Source organism: Allobosea sp. CRIB-10 (assembly GCF_900112185.1).
Classification (GTDB): domain Bacteria; phylum Pseudomonadota; class Alphaproteobacteria; order Rhizobiales; family Beijerinckiaceae; genus Allobosea.
On sequence record NZ_FOKP01000021.1, the window covers coordinates 38,287 to 60,493 of the forward strand.

Genomic DNA, 22,207 nt, shown 5'->3' on the forward strand with positions numbered 1-22,207 from the left:
GGAAGGATGGCGGTCCGAGGAGGGAGAGCAGGCAACACAACCGCACGATGGCGAGATAAAAGCGCGCGAGGTGCGGCTTGGTGCGGTCGCGTGTTTTCAGGGACTTATGGCGCATTGGCGCGAGGTGCGCCTGATCGGCGCAGCCTGCGCATCCGCCATTTCGCCAAGGATTACCGCGCGATTGCGCGAGGTGCGGGGCCTCGGCCATGAGCAGCGAGGACGATTTCCGCATCCGGCCAGGCCGCATCCGCTCGACCCGCGCGCAGCAGGCGCGACCCTTCATCGCCCAAGCGCTGGCGGCCGCGCAGCGCGCCGGCGGCAGCGTCTCGCGGTCCGGCACGATCAGTTCGGGCAACCGCTCGCGTTTCGGGCGCGGCCAGCGCGCGACGGTGCAGGCCAACCGGCTGCTCACCAGCCGATCGCGCAACACCGTAATCAAGACGCGCGTCGTCCGTCATAGCGCGCGGGCCACGCCGCTTTCCGCCCACCTTAGCTACCTGCGGCGCGAGGGTGTCACCCGGGATGGGGAGAAGGCGCGGCTGTTCGGTCCCGAGACCGAGGACGCCGATCCCAAGGCCTTCGCCGAGCGGACCCAGGATGATCGGCATCATTTCCGGTTCATCGTCTCGCCCGAGGACGCGACGGAGATGTCCGACCTCAAGACCTATGCCCGCGACCTGATGGGGCAGATGGAAAAGGATCTCGGCACCAAGCTCGACTGGGTCGGTGTCGATCACTGGAACACGGATAATCCGCACGTCCACATCATCCTGCGCGGGCGCACCGATGACGGCCAGGACCTCGTCATCTCGCGCGACTACATCAAGGAAGGCATGCGCGCCCGCGCGCAGGATCTCGCCACCCAAGAGTTGGGGCCGCGCACCGATCACGAGATACGCCGCAATCTCGAACGCCAGATCGAGTCGGAACGCTGGACCAATCTCGACCGCCAGCTTTCGCGCGACGCCTATCGCACCGGCGTCGTCGATCTCGCCCCGCATCCCGATCGCCAGCCCGACGAGTTCCACGCGATGAAGGTCGGCCGGCTGCGGAAGCTGGAGACGCTCGGCCTTGCGGATCAGGTCGGCCCCGGCCAATGGGTCGTATCGGAGAATGCCGAGGCGACGCTGCGCGAACTGGGCGAGCGCGGCGACATCATCAAACGCATTCATCGCGGCCTGACGGAACGCGGTATCGAGCGCGGCGCCGCCAGCTATGTGCTCGCAGGCGAGAGCCTCAACGATCCTGTCGTTGGCCGGCTGGTCGATCGTGGTCTCGACGATGAGCTGAAGGGCACCGCCTACGCCGTGGTCGATGGCACGGACGGACGGACCCATCATATCAAGCTGCCCGACCTCGACGCGGCCGGCGATAGCGCGCCGGGCTCGATCGTCGAGCTGCGCAAATTCGACGACGCGCAGGGACGCAGACGGGTCGCGCTCGCCATCCGCTCCGATCTCGACATCGAGAGGCAAGTCCATGCAACCGGCGCGACCTGGCTCGACCGGCAGGCGATCGCCCGTGAGCCCGTTCCGCTCGGCGGCGGCGGCTTCGGCGCCGAGGTGCGCCAGGCTATGGACCGCCGTGCCGACCATCTCGTTGGTCAAGGTCTCGCCGAGCGACAAACACGGGGCGTCAGCTTCTCACCCGGGCTGATCGAGATGCTGCGGCAGCGCGAGGTCGACGCCCTTGGCGAGAAGCTCGCGGCCGAGACCGGCCGACAATTCTCGAAGGCCGCAACGGGCGAGTATGTGGCGGGCACCTACCGGCAGCGCTTCGCGCTCGCGTCTGGCCGCTTCGCCATGATCGATGACGGCCTCGGATTCCAGCTCGTGCCCTGGTCGCCGTCCCTCGAACGCCAGGTCGGTCAGCACGTCTCCGGCGTGTCGCACGGCGCCGCTGGCGTCGACTGGAGCTTCGGCCGCAACCGCGGCCTCGGCATGTAGCCCAATCAAGAAAGGAGTGCCCGCCATGTCGGCGACCAAAATCCTCTGGGGCCAGATCCTCACCGTCGTCCTGATCGTGCTGATGACAACCTGGGCGGCGACGCAATGGACGGCCTATCGGCTCGGCTTCCAGCCACAGCTTGGACTTCCGTGGTTCGAACTGGCCGGTTGGCCGATCTACTATCCGCCAGCCTTCTTCTGGTGGTGGTACTTCTACGATGCCTATGCCCCGCCTATCTTCATCGAGGGCGCTTATATCGCCGCGTCAGGCGGCTTCATCTCCATCGCCGTCGCGATCGGCATGTCCGTCTGGCGGGCGCGGGAGGCCAAGAACGCCGAGACATTCGGTTCCGCCCGATGGGCGGTCGCCCCCGAAGTGAGCGCCGCCGGCCTGCTGGGCGTGGACGGCGTCGTCCTGGGGAAGTTCGATCGCGACTATCTCCGCCATGACGGTCCCGAGCATGTGCTATGCTTTGCACCCACACGGTCCGGCAAGGGCGTCGGCCTGGTCGTGCCGTCACTGCTGACCTGGCCGGGCTCCGCCATCGTCCATGACATCAAGGGGGAGAACTGGACGCTCACCGCCGGCTATCGCGCCCGCCATGGCCGCGTGCTGCTGTTCGATCCGACCAATACGAAGTCGGCGGCCTACAACCCGCTGCTCGAGGTGCGCCGGGGCGAGTGGGAGGTCCGCGACGTCCAGAACATCGCCGACATTCTGGTCGATCCCGAAGGTTCGCTGGAAAAGCGCAATCACTGGGAGAAGACCAGCCACGCGCTTCTGGTCGGCGCCATCCTTCACGTCCTCTACGCCGAGGCCGACAAGACGCTTGCCGGCGTCGCCGGCTTCCTCTCCGACCCGAAGCGGCCGATCGAGTCGACGCTCGCCGCCATGATGAAGACGGCGCATCTCGGCGAGGCCGGGCCACATCCCGTCATCGCGTCCGCCGCGCGCGAGCTGCTGAACAAATCCGACAATGAGCGGTCGGGCGTGCTGTCGACGGCCATGTCGTTCCTCGGCCTCTATCGCGATCCTGTTGTCGCCGAGGTCACGCGCCGCTGCGACTGGCGGATCGTCGATATCGTAGGCGGCAAGCATCCGACCACGCTCTACCTCGTGGTGCCACCGTCGGACATCAACCGGACCAAGCCGCTGATCCGTCTGATCCTCAATCAGATCGGCCGGCGGCTCACGGAGGATCTGAAGGCAAAGGGCAACCGTCACCGGCTGCTGCTCATGCTCGACGAGTTTCCGGCCCTCGGCCGTCTCGACTTCTTCGAGAGCGCGCTCGCCTTCATGGCGGGTTACGGCCTCAAAGCCTTCCTCATCGCCCAGTCGCTGAACCAGATCGAAAAGGCCTATGGGCCCAACAACTCGATCCTCGATAACTGCCATGTCCGCGTCAGCTTCGCGACTAATGACGAACGGACCGCCAAACGCGTGTCGGACGCGCTCGGCACCGCGACCGAGATGCGCGCCATGAAGAACTATGCAGGTCATCGCTTGTCGCCCTGGCTCGGCCACATGATGGTCTCGCGCTCGGAAACAGCCCGGCAACTGATGACGCCCGGCGAAATCATGCAGCTTCCGCCATCCGACGAAATCGTCATGGTCGCCGGCACTCCGCCGATCCGCGCGAAGAAGGCGCGATATTATGAGGATCGCCGGTTTCAGGAGCGCATCTTGCCGCCGCCGAACCTCGCTAAGTCGACCACGGCTCGGCCGGACGACTGGAGCACGATGCCCCTTCCGGTGACGCCGGCGGTGACGGTGGCCACGGCTACCGGCGGCGGCGGATCGGAAGATGAGGACACGACCGACTCCGAGCGTCGGCACCAGCCTGAACTGAGCCGCTCAAAACCCGTCGAGCCTAAGCAACCCATCGAAAACGAGTTCGAGATCGATCCTCGCGACAACGCCGATGAGGACGCCGCACGTCTCTCGCGCATGAACCAGACGATGCGCCAGGTGGCACGCCAGGCGTCGCTCGATCCCGGCGACGGCATCGAGCTTTAGGAGGCATCATGGCAAAGCCTCCCAAAAAGCAGCGGCTATCCGTGTACCTCGAACCGGACGTCATGAAGGCACTCGCCGCGCATGCCGCCCGGCGCGATCAATCCCTCTCGTTGATCGCTGAAGCGGGCATCGCCTCTTTCCTCTCGCCTGACGCTGCCGAACGGCAGGAGGCGGCGACGACCAAGCGGCTCGATCAGCTCGACCGGCGAATGGCGCGTATGGAGCGCGACCTCGGCATCGCCGTCGAAACTCTGGCGGTGTTCATCCGCTTCTGGCTGACAACGAACCCACCGCTACCGGAGCCAGCCCAGGCAGCGGCGCGGGCCAAGGCCGGCGAGCGCTACGAGGCGTTCGTCACCGCGCTCGGCCGGCGACTCGCTCACGGGCCGAAGCTTCGGCAAGAGATTTCAGAGGACATCGCGCCCGCGCACGACGCGGAATAATCACGACCTCGTACACTGCAAGTATTTTGGCGTTCCGCCGTTCTCCTGTCTTTGTACGCCACAGTACGACGCCCACATGATGGTTGTTGTCAGGCCATGATTTCTGCCTCCTCTACTCATCCCCGATCCAGGGCCGCACTTCGCGGACCCGCAAGAGAACGGGGACGACGTGGCGGCAACTCACCAGAAATCGGAGGCGATCCTTCGCGGCGCTCGCATGCTGCGCACGGCCCTTGGGCCGGCGATCGCCCAGTTTCTGGAAGACCCCGCGATCGTCGAGGTGATGCTCAACCCCGATGGGCGGCTCTGGGTCGACCGGCTTTCCGAAGGACTTTCCGATACGGGTGAGCTGCTGTCACCCTCGGACGGCGAGCGGATCATCCGTCTGGTCGCCCACCATGTCGGCGCCGAGGTTCATCCCGGCGCCCCGCGTGTCTCGGCCGAGCTGCCCGAGACGGGGGAGCGGTTCGAAGGACTGTTGCCGCCGGTCGTGTCCGCGCCGGCCTTCGCGATCCGCAAGCCAGCCGTGGCCGTGTTCACACTCAACGATTATGTCGCCGCGGGGATCATGGCGGCGGATCAGGCCGAGACGCTGCGTCAGGCCGTCGCCGACCGTCGCAACATCCTCGTCGCCGGCGGCACATCCACCGGGAAGACCACACTCACCAATGCGCTGCTCGCCGAGGTCTCGAAGACCTCGGACCGCGTCGTCCTGATCGAGGACACGCGCGAACTGCAATGCGCCGCGCCCAATCTGGTCGCGATGCGGACCAAAGACGGCGTCGCCTCGCTATCCGATCTCGTGCGCTCGTCGCTCCGCCTGCGCCCCGACCGCATCCCGATCGGCGAGGTGCGCGGGGCCGAGGCCCTCGACCTGCTCAAGGCCTGGGGCACCGGCCACCCCGGCGGGGTCGGAACGATCCACGCCGGCACCGCCATCGGCGCGCTGCGTCGCATGGAGCAGCTCATTCAGGAAGCCGTCGTCACCGTCCCGCGCGCGCTCATCGCCGAGACGATCGACCTCGTCGCCGTGCTCACTGGACGCGGCGCATCGCGCCGCCTCGCCGAACTCGCCCGCATCGAGGGCCTTGGCCCCGACGGCGACTACCGCGTCACCCCCGCAAGACAACCCCTCACAGGAGATCCGTCATGATCCAACATGCCCTGCGTGTCCGCCGCCATATCGCGACGGCGGTATCCGTCACCTTCGTCTCGCTGGCGCTCGCGCCGGCCGCCCACGCCTCCGGCTCCTCGATGCCGTGGGAAGCGCCGCTGCAATCCATCCTCGAATCGATCGAGGGGCCGGTCGCCAAGATCATCGCGGTGATGATCATCATCATCACCGGCCTGACGCTGGCCTTCGGCGACACGTCGGGCGGCGCGCGTAAGCTCATCCAGATCGTCTTCGGCCTGTCGATCGCCTTCGCCGCGTCCAGCTTCTTCCTGTCCTTCTTCTCGTTCGGCGGCGGGGCGCTCGTCTGATGGCGGACGGCGTCGACCATGGCGGCGAGCTGCCGGGTTTCTCGGTTCCGGTTCATCGGGCGCTAACCGAGCAGATCCTGCTCGGCGGTGCTCCGCGCTCACTCGCCATTCTCAACGGCACGCTGGCCGCAGCGCTGGGTCTCGGCCTTCGCCTCTGGCTGGTCGGGCTTGGCCTCTGGGCGATCGGCCACTTCGCAGCCGTCTGGGCTGCCAAGCGCGATCCGCAGTTCGTCGACGTCGTGCGCAAGCATCTGCGCATCCCCGGCCACCTGTCGGTTTGAAGAGCGACGCCGATGATGAACCTCGCCGAATATCGCAATCGCAACACCCGGCTCGCCGACTTCCTGCCCTGGGTCGCTCTGGTCGGCGAAGGGATCGTGCTCAACAAGGATGGCAGCCTGCAGCGCACCGCGCGCTTCCGCGGCCCCGACCTCGACAGCGCCGTGCCGGCCGAGCTGGTCGCCGTCGCCGGCCGACTCAACAACGCCTTTCGTCGCCTCGGCTCCGGCTGGGCGATCTTCGTCGAAGCGCAGCGCCATGGCGCCGCGACCTACCCGGCAAGCATGTTCGCCGATAGCGCATCCGCGCTCGTTGACGCCGAACGCAAGGCCGATTTCGAGGAGGCCGGGGCGCATTTCGAGTCCAGCTACTTTCTGACGTTCCTATATCTACCGCCAGCTGAGGACGCGGCGCGTGCCGAGACCTGGCTCTACGAGGGTCGCGACCACGCCGGCGTCGATGCGCATGAGATCCTGCGCGGCTTCGCCGACCGCACTGATCGCATCCTCCAGCTCATCGACGCCTTCATGCCGGAATGCGCCTGGCTCGATGACGGCGAGACGCTGACCTATTTGCATTCGACCGTATCGACGAAGCGGCATCGCGTGCGCGTCCCCGAGACGCCGATGTATCTCGACGCACTGCTCGCTGATCAGCCGCTGATCGGCGGGCTGGAGCCGCGCTTGGGCGATGCCCATGTCCGCATCCTCACCATTGTCGGCTTCCCGACCGCGACCACACCCGGCATTCTCGACGAGCTGAATCGGCTGGCCTTCCCCTATCGCTGGTCGACGCGCGCCGTTCTGCTCGACAAGACTGATGCGACCAAGCTGCTGACCAAGATCCGGCGGCAATGGTTCGCCAAGCGCAAATCGATCGCCGCCATCTTGAAGGAGGTGATGACCAACGAGGCCTCCGCCCTCGTGGACACCGATGCGTCCAACAAGGCGGCCGATGCCGACATGGCGTTGCAGGAGCTGGGCGCGGACTATGCCGGCCAGGCTTACGTGACCGCGACGATCACCGTCTGGGACGATGATCCGCGCATCGCCGCCGAGAAGCTGCGGATGGTCGAGAAGGTCATCCAGGGCCGCGACTTCACGGCGATGCCCGAGACCATCAACGCCGTGGACGCCTGGCTCGGCTCACTGCCCGGCCATGTCTACGCCAATGTCCGCCAGCCCCCGATCAACACATTGAATCTCGCCCACATGATCCCGCTGTCGGCAGTGTGGGCGGGACCGGAACGGGACGAGCATTTTGCAGCGCCCCCACTGCTGTTCGGCAAGACCGAAGGCTCAACCCCGTTCCGGCTTTCCATCCATGTCGGCGACGTCGGCCATACGCTGATCGTCGGCCCGACCGGCGCCGGCAAGTCGGTGCTGCTGGCGTTGATGGCGTTGCAGTTCCGGCGCTATCGGCAGTCGCAGGTTTTCGCCTTCGACTTTGGCGGATCGATCCGCGCCGCCGCGCTCGCCATGCGCGGAGACTGGCACGATCTTGGCGGTGGCCTCACCGAAGGCTCAGACGACAGCGTGTCGCTTCAGCCGCTCGCACGGATCGACGACGTCGCCGAGCGCGCCTGGGCCTCCGACTGGTTGGTCGCGATCCTGGCGCGCGAGAGCGTGCCGGTCACCCCCGAGGTGAAGGAGCACCTCTGGTCGGCCCTGTCCTCGCTGGCCTCCGCACCAATCGCCGAGCGGACGTTGACGGGTCTATCCGTCCTGCTTCAGTCGAACGACCTGAAACAGGCGCTCCGACCATATTGCGTCGGCGGTCCCTATGGCCGTCTGCTCGACGCCGAGGCCGAGCATCTGGGCGAGGCCAATGTCCAGGTTTTCGAGACCGAAGGGCTGATCGGCACCGGCGCGGCTGCCGCTGTGCTCGCCTACCTCTTCCACCGCATCGAGGACCGCCTCGACGGTCGCCCGACGCTGCTGATCGTCGATGAAGGCTGGCTGGCCCTGGATGACGAGGGTTTCGCGGGGCAGCTCCGCGAATGGCTGAAGACGCTCCGCAAGAAGAACGCCAGCGTCATCTTCGCCACGCAGTCGCTGTCGGACATCGACGGGTCGGCGATCGCGCCGGCCATCATCGAAAGTTGCCAGACCCGCATCCTGCTCCCGAACGAGCGCGCCATCGAGCCGCAGATCACCGCCATCTATCGGCGCTTCGGCCTCAACGATCGCCAGATCGAGATTATGGCCCGCGCCATGCCCAAGCGCGACTATTACTGCCAGTCCCGGCGCGGCAACCGGCTGTTCGAACTGGGTCTGTCGGACGTCGCGTTGGCGCTTTGCGCCGCCTCGTCGAAGCAGCACCAGGCGCTGATCGCCGAGGTTCACGCCCGCAGCGGCACCGACGCGTTCCTCGCCGAGTGGCTTGCCGAGAACCGGCTTGGCTGGGCGGCCGACCTGATCGCCGACCTCACCAACGTCACCCCCCAAACCGATCCGGAGGCACGCCCATGACCCGTTCCGTTCAATTCCGCTCGCGCGCGCTGCGTCTGACCGCCGCGCTGCTGGCCGCGCCGATCGCGCTCTCGCCAATCCTCAGCACACCCGCCGCCGCGCAATGGATCGTCTACGATCCGACCAATTATGCGAAAAATGTCCTGACAGCGGCGCGCACCCTGCAGCAGGTTAATCAGCAGATCACCCAGCTTCAGAACGAAGCGACGATGCTGATCAACCAGGCCCGCAATCTGGCGAGCCTGCCATACTCTTCTCTCCAGCAGCTTCAGCAGTCGGTTCAGCGCACCCAGCAGCTTCTGCAACAGGCGCAGGGCATTGCCTACGACGTCCAGCGCATCGACCAGGCTTTTACGTCTACCTACGGCAACGCGTCGATGTCCGCCTCCGACCAGGCGCTTGTGGCGGGCGCGCGCGAGCGTTGGCAAAACACGGTCGGCGGCCTGCAGGACGCCATGCGCGTCCAGGCCGGCGTGGTCGGCAACATCGACACCAACCGCGCCGAGATGTCGTCACTGGTCGGCCAGAGCCAGGGCGCGACGGGAGCGCTGCAGGCGACGCAGGCCGGCAACCAGCTTCTCGCCCTGCAAGCGCAGCAGCTTGCCGATCTCACCGCCGTCGTTGCCGCCAATGGTCGGGCGCAAAGCCTATCCGAGGCCGAGCGATCTGCCGCGGCCGAACAGGGTCGCGAGCAGCGCCGACGGTTCCTGACGCCGGGCACCGGCTATCAGCCCGGCAACGCCCGCATGTTCCCGAACGGCAACTGAGGGCGCGGCCATGGACGGCAAGATGCTCGCCCGGCTTGGCGCTGTCGTGTTCGTGGCCGTCGCGATCACCGCGACCGCGATCGAGATGAACCGGAAAGAGGAAGTGCGGGAGGCGTGGCCGTCCGGCCGGACCACCCAAGCGCAGGGCGATCCGTTGCGCGACGAACTGATCCGCTGCCAGGTGCTCGGCGAAGCGGGGCCGCGCGATCCGGCGTGCCTGCGGGCCTGGGCCGAAAACCGCAAACGCTTCCTCGCGCCCGGCGCGCGACCTGCCGAGCGCTTGCCGGACATCCCGCCAGCGCCGCGAAACACTCTCACACCCCAATCGGGCCACACCGATCAGCCGAGCTTCGAGCCCGCCGCACCGATCGCGCCGCCGCAGCTCGACGAGGCGAGATAAGATCATGGGCGGTACCGGCGTCATTGACCATTTTCTTGAGGTCTTCACCCGCTACATCGATAGCGGATTCGGGCTACTCAGCGGCGAAGTCGCCTTCATCGCCACCACCCTGATCGTCATCGACGTGACGCTGGCGGCGCTGTTCTGGAGCTGGGGCGCCGACGACGACATCATGGCCCGCCTGGTGAAGAAGACGCTGTTCGTCGGCGTGTTCGCCTACATCATCGGCAACTGGAACAACCTCGCCCGGATCATTTTCGAGAGCTTCGCCGGCCTTGGCCTCAAGGCCAGCGGCACCGGGTTCACCACGGCTGACCTCTTGCGCCCCGGCAAGGTCGCGCAGACAGGCCTCGACGCCGGCCGCCCGTTGCTCGACTCGATTTCGAGCCTGATGGGCTACTGGTCGTTCTTCGAGAACTTCATCCAGATCGCTTGCATGTTCCTGGCCTGGGCGCTGGTGCTGCTCGCCTTTTTCATCCTCGCCATCCAGCTCTTCGTCACGCTCATCGAGTTCAAGCTGACAACGCTCGCCGGCTTCGTGCTGATCCCGTTCGGCCTGTTCGGCAAGTCGGCCTTCATGGCCGAACGCGTGCTTGGCAACGTCATCTCCTCCGGCATCAAGGTGCTGGTGCTGGCCGTCATCATCGGCATCGGCTCGACGCTCTTCTCAGAATTCACATCCGGTTTCGGCGGCCAGAATCCGACAATCGACGAGGCGATGGCGATCGTGCTCGCCGCGCTGTCGCTGCTCGGCCTCGGCATCTTCGGCCCTGGGATCGCCAGCGGCATCGTCTCGGGCGGTCCGCAGCTCAGCGCCGGCGCCGCAGTCGGGACCGGCCTTGCCGCCGGCGGAATGGTCGCGCTGGGTGCTGGCGCGGTCGGAGCCGCCGCGTCCGGCGGTGCTTCACTTGCCGGGGGCGCAGCGGCCGCTGCACGCGGAGGCGCGGCCGTCGCAGGTGGGGCATCCACTGCCTACAGCATCGGCGCGGCCGGTCAGTCCGGCATGGCCGGAGTCGCGTCGGGCCTCGGGGGCGTCGCCAGCGCTGGTGGCAGCGCCGCGGTCTCACCGCTACGGCGCGCCGCATCACGCGCCGCCGAGAGCATGAAGTCGAGTTTCAACGCTGGCAGTCGCGCCGTATCGGAAGCTGCTGGCGGTTCCAGCGGTTCGACCAGCAACGATACCCTCGGTGACGGTGCCGGTTCATCGCCCGGAGGCGGTCCGCCCGCCTGGGCGCAGCGGATGCGCCGCTCACAGACCATGACCCATGCCGCACAGGCCACCGCGCACGCCGTTCGATCCGGCGACGCCCATGGCGGTGGCTCCTCCGTCAATCTTTCCGAAGGCGATCGCTGATGTTCAAACGACCCTCCACCCACTACGGCAAGGCCCCCGAACCAGAAACGCCCTACCAGCGAGCCGGTCAGGCATGGGACGAGCGCATCGGCGCTTCGCGCATACAGGCTCGCAACTGGCGGACCATGGCCTTTGGCTCGCTGATCCTGTCGGCCGGCTTTGCCGGCGCTCTCGTCTGGCAATCGGCACGCGGAACGATCGTGCCGTGGGTGGTGCAAGTCGATAGTATCGGACAGGCCCAGGCGGTTGCACCGGCCGAGGCCGACTATCGTCCCACCGATCCGCAGATCGCCTTCCACCTGGCGCGCTTCATCGAGCAGGTCCGCTCGATTCCTGCCGACGCGATCATCGTGCGACAGAACTGGCTGCGCGCCTACGACTTCACGACCGATCGCGGCGCCATGGCGCTGAACGACTATGCGCGCTCGAACGACCCGTTCACGCGCGTTGGTCGCCAGCAGGTCGCCGTTGACGTCTCCAGCGTGATCCGTGCTTCGCCCGACAGCTTCCGCGTCGCCTGGGTCGAGCGCCGCTACGAGAACGGCCAACTCGCCGAGACCACGCGCTGGACAGCAATCCTGACGATCGTCGTGCAGATCCCCCGCAATGCCGACCGGCTCAGGGCCAACCCGCTCGGCATCTACGTCAACGCCATCAACTGGTCACGGGAGCTTGGGCAATGAAGCCGTCTTTCCGTAAAGCTGGAAATCCGGCTTCACACACACTTGTATTCCCGGCTCTCCGTAGAGCCGCATTCCCGGTCGTTCTGCTAGCGGCGACCGCGCTCGCGGGCTGCGCGACCACCAATCCCCCGCCGGAGATTTCCTACGACAATGCGGCTCCGGCGGTGCAGACCGTCGATCCACCCGCGCCGGTCACCGTGGTCGAGCTGCCCCGGCCGCTGCCGCTGCCTGGCCAATTGCAGCGTGTGGAGGAGACGCGGCGTGCCCCGGAGCCTTCTAATCCGACCGCTCGCGTCAACCAGGCAAACGAGGCGGCACGAGTCCAGCCGGTGCGCGACGGCTTCATTAACTCGATGCAGGTCTACCCTTGGACCCAAGGGGCGCTTTATCAAGTTTATACCGCCGTCGGGCAGATCACCGACATAGCGCTCCAACCCGGGGAGCAGCTTGTCGGCGCAGGCCCGGTGGCCGCCGGCGACACAGTGCGCTGGATCATCGGCGACACCGAGAGCGGATCGGGGGCAACGCGCCAGATCCACATCCTAGTAAAGCCCACCCGCGCCGACCTGATGACCAACCTCGTCATCAACACCAACATGCGCACCTATCACATGGAACTGCGCTCGACAGAGCGCACCTATATGGCGTCGGTCTCATGGCAGTATCCGCAAGACCAGCTCATTGCGCTGCGCCGTCAGAACGCCGAGGCGCAAGCGGCCCAGCCGGTGGCGAGCGGCGTCGATCTCGCGAACGTCAACTTCCGCTATGCGATCGAGGGCGACCGTGCGCCGTGGCGGCCACTGCGCGCCTTCGACGACGGACGCCAGGTCTTTATCGAGTTTCCGCGCGGCATCGGACAGGGCGAGATGCCGCCACTCTTCGTCGTCGGCCCCGAGGGCAACACCTCCGAGCTAGTGAACTATCGCGTTCGCGGCCACCACATGATCGTTGATCGTCTGTTCGCGGCTGCCGAACTTCGCTTCGGCTCCGGCCGCGAGCAGAAGCGCGTCAGGATCGTCCGCACAGACGGGAGGCCGACCTCGTGAGAGAGAACCTGCCCCGGAATGAGGAAGTGCCGGACGACGATGCGCAGCCCCTGACCGGCGAGCCGGTCGGGCCTGCGCCGATGCGGTTGCGGGCCGAACCGCCCCGCGTCACCCGGTTATCGCGGAAGGTTCTCGCCGGCCTCGGTCTTGTCGCCAGCGTCGGGCTCGGAGGTGCGCTGATCTACGCGCTTCAGACCCGTGACGCCGGTCGGCCGAACGACGAACTCTATTCGACCGAGAACCGCTCGACCGCTGACGGACTGGCCGGCCTGCCGCGAGATTACAGTGGCGTGCCGCAGCTCGGTCCACCTCTTCCCGGTGACCTCGGCCGGCCGATCCTCAGTACCCAGGATCGCGGACAGCCGGTGCCCACACCCGGGACGGCCACCCCCAATCCCGGCATCAGCCCGGAAGAGCAGCGTCGCCTTCAGGAAATCGAGACCGCGCGCACCAGCCGTCTCTTCTCCGGATCGGAAAGCCGGGGCGCGCCCGCTGCTGCGGGAACTGCCCCAGCACCCTCGCCGGCGCCAGATTTGGCGAGCATTGGCCTCGCTCCGCCGCCCGCCACGCCCTCGGCGCAGGACCGGCAGAACGCGTTTCTGAACGCAGCGGCCGATCGCAGGACGGTTGCGCCCGATCGCGTCGCTGCGCCAGTATCGCCGAACGTCCTTCAGGCGGGAGCAGTGATATCCGCGGCGCTGATCACCGGCATCAGGTCCGACCTGCCGGGCCAGATCACCGCGCAGGTCACCGAAAACATCTACGACAGCCCAACCGGCCGTATTTTGCTCGTGCCTCAGGGCACCCGCGTCATCGGTCAATATGACAACAACGTGCAGTTCGGGCAAAGCCGGGTGTTGCTCGTCTGGAACCGGCTGATCTTTCCGAGCGGCCGCTCGATCGTGCTCGAGCGCCAGCCTGGTGCTGACGCTGAAGGGTTCGCCGGGCTTCAGGATGGCGTCGATTATCATTGGTGGGATCTGGCCAAGGCTGCAGGATTGTCGACGCTGCTGAGCGTCGGCGCCGAACTCGCGGTCGACAACGACGATCGGCTCGTTCAGGCGATCCGGAACGGTGGGCAGGACACCATCAATGACGCGGGGCAGGAGATTGTGAGGCGCCAGCTCAACGTCGCGCCCACGATCACTATTCGGCCCGGATTTCCCGTGCGCGTTATCGTGGCGCGAGATCTGGTGCTGGAGCCATATGGAGGGTGATGATGTCGAAGCTTAAGCTAGGCCCCATCGCGGACGAAAAGCCGGTTAAGATACAGGTCGAGCTACCCGCAGCTGTCCACCAGGATCTTGTTGACTACGCCCACCTATTGGGCCGAGAGCAAGGTCAGTCCGCTGTTGACCCAGCTCGGTTAATTGTCCCGATGTTACAGCGGTTCATCGCGACAGACCGTGGGTTCGCCAAAGCTAGGCGAGCGTTGACGCCGGGGAGCACCGATTAGTCCGTGGTCCCCGCTGAAACACTTCAGCAGCAGCGGCAGACTCGGATTGTCGTTGTCTCTGGAAGAAATTATAGCCGCCGTCGGCGCCCGCGCCGACGGGAGCGGAATCAACGCGATATCCGGCCGGTAGATCTCGCCGGTTATGGTCAAGCCGAAGCCCTGTTCCACCATCGTCAGCAGGGTTTCTCGGCTGACTTGTTGGATCGAGAGTTGAACCGCTCCGTCTCCGGCGCCCACCATGCGCCGGAGTATGCCAGCGAGCTCACGCCCAGCGCCATCCGAGCGAACGAGGAAGACTTCGTCACAAATGTCCTCCCACGAAAGGTGTGGTCGTGCTGCCAACTCGTGAAGCGGGGACAATGCCACGAACAGATCTGGTTCGCAGAGACGTCGAACTTGGAACAGAGGGCTTCTGCTCGTACTCAGGCTGATTGCTGCGTCCAGTAACCCGCACTTGACCCCCAAAGAGTTTTCTTCTGAAGTGCCTTCCTCAAGCTTTACCTCGATCGTCGGATGTCGATTTCTGAATGCCGCGAGAATGTCGACGATCGGGCATCCCGGAAACGCTTCGAGCATCCCAAACCTCACAAGCCCGGTTTTGAGTTTTCGCGCGGAGCGGATCTCCGTTGCGGCGTTACGAAGGTAGCGCGCTCCCACCACCGCTTGTTGAAGGAAGCGTTCACCTTCTGGAGTCAGCCCTGCCCCAGATCGAGTACGCTCGAAGAGAGAAAAACCAAGCTGGCGTTCAAACAGCTGTACACGTCGGCTGACGGTGGATTGCGATATCGATAGGCGTTCCGCCGCTCGGCGGAAGCTGCCAGCCTCGGCGACCTGAACGGCGTATTTCAGGTATCGGAGATCAAGAGTCAGATCGGGCATGAGACCTGTCCGATCATGATGGCGATCTCATTGGTGAACCGCCTGCCCTCGGTGCGAGGCCACCCATGCACGTGCACTTTCATCGAGCCCACCCCCGCTAGCGCCTGGGCAAAGAGCACGTCCGTAGATCTCAGATGTGGAATCCGAGCTGAGCCCCTCAATGAGCACGACAATGTCCTAATCTGCCATATATGCATGCGGCAGTCATACATTTTCACACACTTGAAGTCTATGCGCGAAGCATATATTATTGCGCTATGGAGCCAGAAGTCGCCAAGTACCATTTAGGTGCATTCGCGTTGGCGGTGGCTGACTGCGTCGCCAGCGTCTCAGCCTCGTTTTCACCAAGCGGTCCGGCGACCGCTGTGATGGTGTTTCTGAGCTTGGAGCCCGGACTGCCGATCAGCGTTTTGGCAAGCCGGATCAGGCTTTCTCACGCCGGAACGGTGCGAGTAATCGATAGGCTCGAGCACGAACAGTTGGTGGAACGACGAAGACATATCGCCGACAGGCGGGCGCGATTCATTCACCTTACCAATTCGGGGAAGAAGATAACGGGAGCCCTGCTTAAGGCACGGGAGAAGGTGATCTCCGAATGTGTTTCGCCCCTGTCACCCAATGACCTCGACATTCTAGGCGTGCTGTCGGAACGGCTGCTTGTGGCAAACGGCTTCGACAAGAATGGCTCGATCAGTCTTTGCCATCTGTGTGGCTACAGCAGGATCGCGCCTTGTAGTAAAGCGAAGCCGGGGCGCTCACGACGCCGGAACGTCGCACCAAACGGCTGACGATATGATTAGGCAGGCTTGTTATAATGGGATCGTTTGCACTCGAACTTCTTCTATGCGTACTTGCCTTCGGGTTCGGATATGCCGTGAACCAAGGTGGAGCCTGTTTAGTGGTGGCCGCCCATGAGTTACATAAGCGACAGCCGCCGAGAATGTTCGTCGGATTTCTCGCAGCGTCGGCAGCGGCAGGCCTGGTTGCGGTCCCAATAGTCTGGACGGGAATACTGGACGCAATACTCGTACCCTCGACCAGCATCAATTTCCTCCTGCTGATCGGCGCTATCACCTTCGGCTTCGGCGCACTCATTAATGGGACATGCCTGCTCGGATCGCTGGCGCGGCTTGGGAATGGGGAGATACGACTTCTAGCTTTACCATTGGGATTGGCGATTGGTATCCTGGCTGCCGACCATGGCAGGTTCGGCTACGATGCAACATGGCCAAGCTTGATCTCAAGACCAAGCGTAACAGGCCTTGTTACTCTCCTAGCCCTCCTTGCTGTGCTCGTGCTTGCACTCGTTTTCGTTTCCATGAAGAGCGTTCTGCGAACAAGGCAGGGTTGGTCGTTCGGCGCTTCGATGATTGGACTCGGTATCACTGGTGGACTTCTATATGCGCTCTCGCCAGCCTGGACCTTCGTAGACCTGATTCAACGCGGCCTTCCTCTCAGAATGACGCCGGCCGGCGAGGTCGCGCTCACTGCGGTGATCTCTTCGATCGCAGGCGCCCTTACCGCATCTTTTCGCCAGGGAAATCTGCGTCTCCAATTGCCAACAGCCAATGGCATTCTGCAATCTTTCGTCGGCGGCACATTGATGGGTATCGGCATCGCGCTCATACCCGGCGGGAATGATGGGTTGATCCTCGCGGCGGTTCCGACTCTTTCACCTGGCGGGATAGTCGCCTACCTTCTGATGACGATAACAATCGTCTTCGGATTTGCAGCGCGTGGTAAGTTGGTAAGACCCCGCCTTTCAAGACCATGATAAGGGCAACAAAGGAGTTGCCCTGCCGACATGAGCATATATCCTGACCGGGAATATCGGCTGACTAGCTCGTAAGCCTTGCAGGCCCTTGGACCATTCTGACCACTTCAAAGGCGGCCGGCCCGATGGGGCTCGCGCTCCGGGTGGACCTACGGCTCGTGGGCAAACGTCTGTCTGTACGGATGCTAGTTTGCCTCCGAGTCAGACATCGTCGGTGCCAACTGGGCCACCTTCGCCTTCCATACGGTTGATCTCGCGGGTAGCTCATTGATCTGCGCGGCTGCATTCGACTGGTGATTGAGTCTAGTAGCTCGACCAATCGAAAGATCTCGCTCGATGTCCAACCTCGACGCTGAAAAAGCGATCGCTGCGATAGGGCTGTTGAAGAAGTTTGCGATGGCATGCCTGTCGGGTTGGGGACCGCAAGCCTATAGCCGCCAGGTATCAACTGTTCTGCGGTCTTGACGAGCGGGCCCCGTTTTTTTTCGGCGCGCTCGATCAGTCGAGATCCACCGAAACCCTTTTAGAACCGCGCTTTTCTCCGTAAGCGCTGTCGCGGGGCCACCCGGCCGAGTTTAGGTGCCCCGGGCTACGCGTCGGCTCTCAATTTCGGTTCAACACCACGGGCCCGCAACTCCCGCCGAAGCAAGCTCGTAAACGCCCAAGCGGGCAGGCCACCGATTTGAACCAGTCGAAAGAGCGGGAACGGGTAGGTTTCAGTTCCATCAGGCCGACTGTACAGCGCAAGAATCGAAGAGAGCGCGTCGATCTCGTATTGAGTCTGGACCGCCCTACTCGCCAGAAGCAAATTTCCGATCTCAGCAAGCGTGGCGGGCTCTCCAAGCGACTGGATGGCTGCGATGACCCGCAGCAGAGACTGCTGGCCTAGCTCGTCGCTCGGCACAGACCTGACACGGATCGGGAACGGAATTACCGCCATGGGCGTCAGGCCGCGAGCCGCGGTTCACCGGGCAACAGCGCACCGACCACAAGGCGCGACAGCATCCGGCCCTCCAACGGAATGATCGCGTCCACCAAGCGTTCGCTGATGTCGCAGTCCATGGCCGGCGCCTCCTGCAACAGACTGGCCTCCACCACGAAGGTCTCCTGCACCGCATCGACCATCAAGCCGATCACACGATCGCCGTTCTGCACCACGACAAACACGTGGCGCGAGGAGGTCTTGGTCTCGCCGAGACCCAGCCGCGAACGCAGGTCGAGCACGGGCATCACCAGGCCGCGCAGATTGATCACGCCCAGCACATAGGGCGGGGTGTGCGGCATCCGCGTGGTCTGGGTCCATCCGCGAATCTCGCGGACGGAGCGGATGTCGATGCAGAATTCCTGGTCGGCGATCTCGAAGGAGATCAGCTCGATCAGCCCGTCAGATGGCGCGTCAAGCTCAGTCATGCTCAGAACTCCTCCCAACCGCCGTCGGAGGAGGCCGCCGCCGCGCGACCACCGCCCATGGCGGCGGCGACCTTGGCCCGCTGCTTCGCGACAGGATTGCGTGCGGGGGCATGCCGCCCCGGCTGCGCCAGTTCCGGGCGTGCGGCACGCGCGCCGCTGCTGCCCGTCTGGAACTGAGCCACCAGTTGCGCGAGCTCCTGCGACTCGGCTTTCAGATTGCTCGCCGCCGCCGTGGCTTGTTCCACCATGGCCGCGTTCTGCTGGGTCACCTGGTCCATCTGGTTGACGGCGGTGTTCACTTGGGCAAGGCCGGTGGCTTGTTCCTGCGAAGACAGGGCGATTTCAGAGATCAGCCCGTCGATCTCGGCGACCTTGCTGACGATGCCCACGAGCGCCTCACCGGTCTCGCCGACCAGCTTCACCCCGCGTTCGACCTGGGCGCTGGAGGTTGCGATCAGGGTCTTGATCTCCTTGGCCGCTTCCGCCGAGCGCTGGGCCAGGGCCCGGACTTCCGAGGCCACGACGGCGAAGCCCCTGCCGGCGTCGCCGGCCCGCGCGGCCTCCACGCCGGCGTTCAGGGCCAGCAGATTGGTCTGGAAGGCGATCTCGTCGATCACCCCGATGATCTGGGTGATCTGCTTCGATGAGCTCTCGATCTCACCCATGGCGGAGACCGCCTCGCGGACCACCTCGCCAGATTTCTGGGCGTCCGTCCGGGCGGTCGAAGCCGCGCCGGAGGCCTGCTTGGCCCCCTCGGCGCTACGCTTCACCGTGGCGGTGATCTCGTCCAGCGCCGCGGCGGTCTCCTCCAGACTCGCGGCCTGTTGTTCTGTGCGTCGTGACAGGTCGTCGGACGCCGTGGCGATCTCCTCGGCCCCGCCGCCGACGCTGTTGGTCGAGTTGGAGACCGCCGAGATGGTTTCGTCCATCATGCTCATGGCGGCGTTGAAGTCGTTGCGAACCTTCTCAAAGGTCGCGTCGATCGGCCCCTCGAGCCGATAGGTCAGATTGTTCTTCGCCAGTTGCTCCAGGCCACCCGCGACCTGCTCCACCGCATTGACGCGGCCGGTGACGTCGGTGGCGAACTTCACCACCTTGATGACGCGCTTCTTGTCGTCGAAAATCGGATTGTAGGAGGCCTGGATCCAGACCTCGCGGCCCCCTTTGCCGAGGCGTTTGAACTCCGCAGCCGCGAACTCGCCGCCATTCAACTTGCGCCAGAAGTCCTGGTACTCCCCGGAGCGGGCGTAGGTGGGCTCCACGAACATGCGGTGGTGCTGGCCCTTCACCTCGGCGAGGCTGTAGCCCAGGGTTTTCAGGAAATTCTCGTTGGCGGTCAGGATCTCGCCATCGGGCGTGAACTCGATCACCGCCTGGGACCGCGAGATGGCGTCCAGTTTGCCTGTGGAGTCGGCATTACGGAGCTTATCGGCGGTGGTCACCGTGGCGACCTTCACCACGCGGGTCACCACGCCCTTGGCGTTTCGCACCGGGTTATAGGAGGCCTGGATCCAGACCTCGACGCCGCCCTTGCCGATCCGCAGATATTCCTGGGTGTCGAACTCGCCGCGTCCAAGCTTGGCCCAAAAGGCGGCGTATTCGGGACTGCGGGCATAGGCCGGCTCCACGAACATGCTGTGATGCTGGCCTTTGATCTCAGCCAGGCTGTAGCCGATGGCGGCGCAGAAGTTCTCATTCGCCCCCAGGATCTTGCCGCTCTTATCGAACTCGATGATCGCCAGGGCCTGGCCAATCGCGGCGAGCGTGCATGACGCCTCCGATCCCGAGTTAAGTTGGATGCCGAACATCGCACGCTCCTGAGGTTGCGTAATCAATCTACCCAATTTGAGCTGTTCGCGAACCCTAAGCCACGAACACAGAACACTCGGGCAAAGCTATAATATATGGAAGGTGTTAACCAAGTATGCACTCGCCGGACACCTCAGAGTGCTAGACTTGCAACTAGGAATAGTCATCTCACGCCTTCAGTTCACTGCATCATAGACGCCAGCGACACGCCCTAATCGGCGAGCGCCAGCTCCGCGCAACCTATGGTACAACTTGATTCCGGGCTCCGAGATCGGCGCACCCTAAAGCTCTGACGGCGGCGCCACATAGCATCAAACCTACGCCTAACGGGGGAAACGACGCAGTGCGAAGGTGCTTGATCGTAGTGGTCAAATCCAAGCCGAACAGCCCACGGCAGCCGATGTGACGCTATTTTGAGACGACGAACTGAATTTGACGTCTTGCCGACCCCTGGCCAGCTGGGTCCTCAAACGACGCAGACCGCTTTGGCGCAGTTCCAGGGCATGAGCTCATCAATCCGGCTCTGCGGGTGGCCGCCGACGATGCGGGTCATGACGTCGTTGATGTAGGCCTGGGGATCGACGTCGTTGAGCTTGGCAGTCTCGATGAGCGAGGCGAGGGTGGCCCAGTGCTCGGCGCCGCCGTCGGAACCGGCGAACAGGGCGTTCTTGCGGGTGAGCGCCAGGGGCCGGATGGAGCGCTCGACGGTGTTGTTGTCGATCTCGACGCGGCCGTCGTCGAGGAAGAGGGTCAAGCCTTGCCAGCGCGAGAGCGCGTAGCGGATGGCTTCGGCTAGCTTGGTCTTCTGGCTTATGATCTCGAGCTTGGCGCGGAGCCAGGGTTCAAGGTCCTCGACGACCGGACTGCTTCGCTCCTGGCGGGCCGCAAGGCGGGCCTCGGGATCCTGCCCGCGGATCTCGGCCTCGATGGCGTAGAGTGCCTTGATCCGGTCCAGGGCTTCGTTGGCGATCGGAGCGGGGCCGACCGCGGCAAGTTCATAGAAGCGACGGCGCACATGGGCCCAGCAGAAGGCCAGACGTACGCCGGTCTTGTCGGCCAGCACCCGGTAGCCGCCATAGCCATCGACCTGCAGCACGCCGGCGAAGCCTTGCAGGTGGGCCATCGGCCGCTCAGCCTTGCGGTCGGGGGCATAGACATAGGCCACGCCCGGTGGGTCCAATCCGCCACAGGGTCGGTCGTCCCGAGCATAGGCCCAGAGCTGGCCGGTCTTGGTGCGGCCACGTCCGGGATCGAGCACCGGCGCCGTCGTCTCGTCGGCGAACAGCTTCCCCGATCGCTTCAACGTCTCCAGCAACCGCTCGTGGACCGGTCGGAGCAGAAAGGCCGCGCGGCCCACCCAGTCGGCCAAGGTCGAGCGATCGAGCCTGATCCCCTGGCGGGCGTAGATCTGGGCCTGGCGGTAGAGCGGCAGGTGATCGGCATACTTGCCCACCACCACATGGGCGACGGTGGCCTCGGTGGGGATGCCGCCCTCGATCAGCCGGGCTGGCGCCGGGGCCTGGACCACCACGTCCTCGCAGGCTCGGCAGGCGTACTTCGGCCGGCGCACCACCAGAACCCGAAGCTGGGCCGGCACGATGTCCAGCCGCTCGGCGCGGTCCTCGCCGATCAGGTGCAGAGCGCCCGAGCAGCAGGGGCAGGTCTTGTCCTCAATATCGACCAGCGTCTCAATCCTGGGCAGGTGATCCGGCAGCGAACCGCGGTTCGCCCGACGCCGGGTTGTCGTGGCGGCGAGACGTTCGGGATCGCCCTTCTCGACCTTGGCGGCTTCGTCCGCCTCAACCTGCTGGACGTCTTCCAGCCCCAACTCCAGCTGGTCCTGCGGCAGAGTCTCCGCCCGGCGGCCGAACCGATGGCGCTGCATCTCCTTGAGGATCTGGGCCAGCCGATCGGCCCGCGCCCGCTCGGCCAGGACCATCGCCTTCAGCGTGGCCAGGTCGTCCGGGAGGGTGTCGGCGAGCGACGTCATG

20 protein-coding genes are annotated in these 22,207 nt (G+C 64.8%); 16 read left to right on the top strand and 4 right to left on the bottom strand.

What is annotated here, in order from left to right; translation table 11 throughout:
* Positions 1-206: 206 nt before the first annotated feature.
* The 14 genes from BMZ69_RS22475 (at position 207) to BMZ69_RS22540 (ending at position 14,344) form a co-directional block, all read left to right on the top strand.
* Positions 207-1,946 (top strand): relaxase/mobilization nuclease domain-containing protein, encoded by a 1,740-nt coding sequence (locus tag BMZ69_RS22475; RefSeq protein ID WP_092160975.1) that lies wholly within the window; start codon positions 207-209, stop codon positions 1,944-1,946.
* Positions 1,947-1,971: 25 nt separating this feature from the next.
* A complete protein-coding gene (locus BMZ69_RS22480) occupies positions 1,972-3,963 on the top strand; it encodes a conjugal transfer protein TraG (protein ID WP_092160977.1) in 1,992 nt (663 codons plus the stop codon).
* Between the two features lie 8 nt (positions 3,964-3,971).
* Positions 3,972-4,406: a CopG family transcriptional regulator gene (locus BMZ69_RS22485; RefSeq protein ID WP_092160979.1), complete on the top strand. Its 435-nt coding sequence runs from the start codon at positions 3,972-3,974 to the stop codon at positions 4,404-4,406.
* A 169-nt stretch (positions 4,407-4,575) separates the two neighbouring features.
* Positions 4,576-5,559, top strand: coding sequence for a P-type conjugative transfer ATPase TrbB (gene trbB, locus BMZ69_RS22490; RefSeq protein ID WP_092160981.1), 984 nt, complete (start codon positions 4,576-4,578; stop codon positions 5,557-5,559).
* Positions 5,556-5,888 (top strand): TrbC/VirB2 family type IV secretion system protein, encoded by a 333-nt coding sequence (locus BMZ69_RS22495; RefSeq protein WP_092160983.1) that lies wholly within the window; start codon positions 5,556-5,558, stop codon positions 5,886-5,888. Before trbB ends, BMZ69_RS22495 begins: the two co-directional genes overlap by 4 nt.
* On the top strand, positions 5,888-6,169 hold the full coding sequence (locus BMZ69_RS22500) for a VirB3 family type IV secretion system protein (protein ID WP_092160985.1): 282 nt from the start codon (positions 5,888-5,890) through the stop codon (positions 6,167-6,169). Before BMZ69_RS22495 ends, BMZ69_RS22500 begins: the two co-directional genes overlap by 1 nt.
* 12 nt (positions 6,170-6,181) lie before the next feature.
* Positions 6,182-8,638, top strand: coding sequence for a conjugal transfer protein TrbE (gene trbE, locus BMZ69_RS22505; RefSeq protein ID WP_092160987.1), 2,457 nt, complete (start codon positions 6,182-6,184; stop codon positions 8,636-8,638).
* Positions 8,635-9,405, top strand: coding sequence for a P-type conjugative transfer protein TrbJ (gene trbJ, locus BMZ69_RS22510; protein ID WP_092160989.1), 771 nt, complete (start codon positions 8,635-8,637; stop codon positions 9,403-9,405). Before trbE ends, trbJ begins: the two co-directional genes overlap by 4 nt.
* A 10-nt stretch (positions 9,406-9,415) precedes the next feature.
* Complete coding sequence (trbK-alt, locus tag BMZ69_RS22515; RefSeq protein ID WP_092160991.1) at positions 9,416-9,805, top strand: putative entry exclusion protein TrbK-alt; 390 nt, start codon at positions 9,416-9,418, stop codon at positions 9,803-9,805.
* A gap of 4 nt (positions 9,806-9,809) precedes the next feature.
* On the top strand, positions 9,810-11,159 hold the full coding sequence (gene trbL / locus BMZ69_RS22520) for a P-type conjugative transfer protein TrbL (protein WP_092160993.1): 1,350 nt from the start codon (positions 9,810-9,812) through the stop codon (positions 11,157-11,159).
* Entirely contained in the window at positions 11,159-11,842 is a 684-nt protein-coding gene (gene trbF / locus BMZ69_RS22525) for a conjugal transfer protein TrbF (RefSeq protein WP_092160995.1), read from the top strand. The genes trbL and trbF overlap by 1 nt, the downstream gene beginning before the upstream one ends.
* Positions 11,839-12,888, top strand: coding sequence for a P-type conjugative transfer protein TrbG (gene trbG, locus BMZ69_RS22530; protein ID WP_092160997.1), 1,050 nt, complete (start codon positions 11,839-11,841; stop codon positions 12,886-12,888). Before trbF ends, trbG begins: the two co-directional genes overlap by 4 nt.
* The gene (locus BMZ69_RS22535) at positions 12,885-14,105 is read left to right on the top strand and encodes a TraB/TrbI/VirB10 family type IV secretion system protein (RefSeq protein ID WP_092161000.1); all 1,221 of its coding nucleotides are present in this window, start codon (positions 12,885-12,887) and stop codon (positions 14,103-14,105) included. Before trbG ends, BMZ69_RS22535 begins: the two co-directional genes overlap by 4 nt.
* Before the next feature lie 2 nt (positions 14,106-14,107).
* On the top strand, positions 14,108-14,344 hold the full coding sequence (locus BMZ69_RS22540) for a DUF2274 domain-containing protein (RefSeq protein WP_175506929.1): 237 nt from the start codon (positions 14,108-14,110) through the stop codon (positions 14,342-14,344).
* On the opposite strand, the gene BMZ69_RS22545 is transcribed toward BMZ69_RS22540, so the two are convergent.
* Positions 14,270-15,223 carry a LysR family transcriptional regulator gene (locus BMZ69_RS22545; RefSeq protein ID WP_244543484.1) on the bottom strand — a complete coding sequence of 318 codons (954 nt, stop codon included), beginning with the start codon at positions 15,221-15,223 and terminating at the stop codon, positions 14,270-14,272. The two genes, BMZ69_RS22540 and BMZ69_RS22545, sit on opposite strands and share 75 nt — an antisense overlap.
* 305 nt (positions 15,224-15,528) lie before the next feature.
* Between BMZ69_RS22545 and BMZ69_RS22550 the strand changes: the two genes are divergently transcribed.
* Both BMZ69_RS22550 and BMZ69_RS22555 read left to right on the top strand, forming a co-directional pair.
* A complete protein-coding gene (locus BMZ69_RS22550) occupies positions 15,529-16,011 on the top strand; it encodes a MarR family winged helix-turn-helix transcriptional regulator (RefSeq protein WP_244543490.1) in 483 nt (160 codons plus the stop codon).
* An 86-nt stretch (positions 16,012-16,097) separates the two neighbouring features.
* Complete coding sequence (locus BMZ69_RS22555; protein ID WP_244543485.1) at positions 16,098-16,997, top strand: YeeE/YedE thiosulfate transporter family protein; 900 nt, start codon at positions 16,098-16,100, stop codon at positions 16,995-16,997.
* Between the two features lie 945 nt (positions 16,998-17,942).
* Here BMZ69_RS22555 and BMZ69_RS22565 read toward each other — a convergent pair.
* From BMZ69_RS22565 to BMZ69_RS22575, 3 genes are all read right to left on the bottom strand, one after another.
* Positions 17,943-18,407, bottom strand: a complete 465-nt coding sequence (locus tag BMZ69_RS22565; RefSeq protein WP_092161011.1) for a chemotaxis protein CheW — start codon at positions 18,405-18,407, stop codon at positions 17,943-17,945.
* A gap of 2 nt (positions 18,408-18,409) precedes the next feature.
* Positions 18,410-20,215: a methyl-accepting chemotaxis protein gene (locus BMZ69_RS22570; RefSeq protein ID WP_092161014.1), complete on the bottom strand. Its 1,806-nt coding sequence runs from the start codon at positions 20,213-20,215 to the stop codon at positions 18,410-18,412.
* 467 nt (positions 20,216-20,682) lie between these two features.
* Complete coding sequence (locus BMZ69_RS22575; protein WP_092161017.1) at positions 20,683-22,206, bottom strand: IS66 family transposase; 1,524 nt, start codon at positions 22,204-22,206, stop codon at positions 20,683-20,685.
* Position 22,207 lies beyond the last annotated feature (1 nt).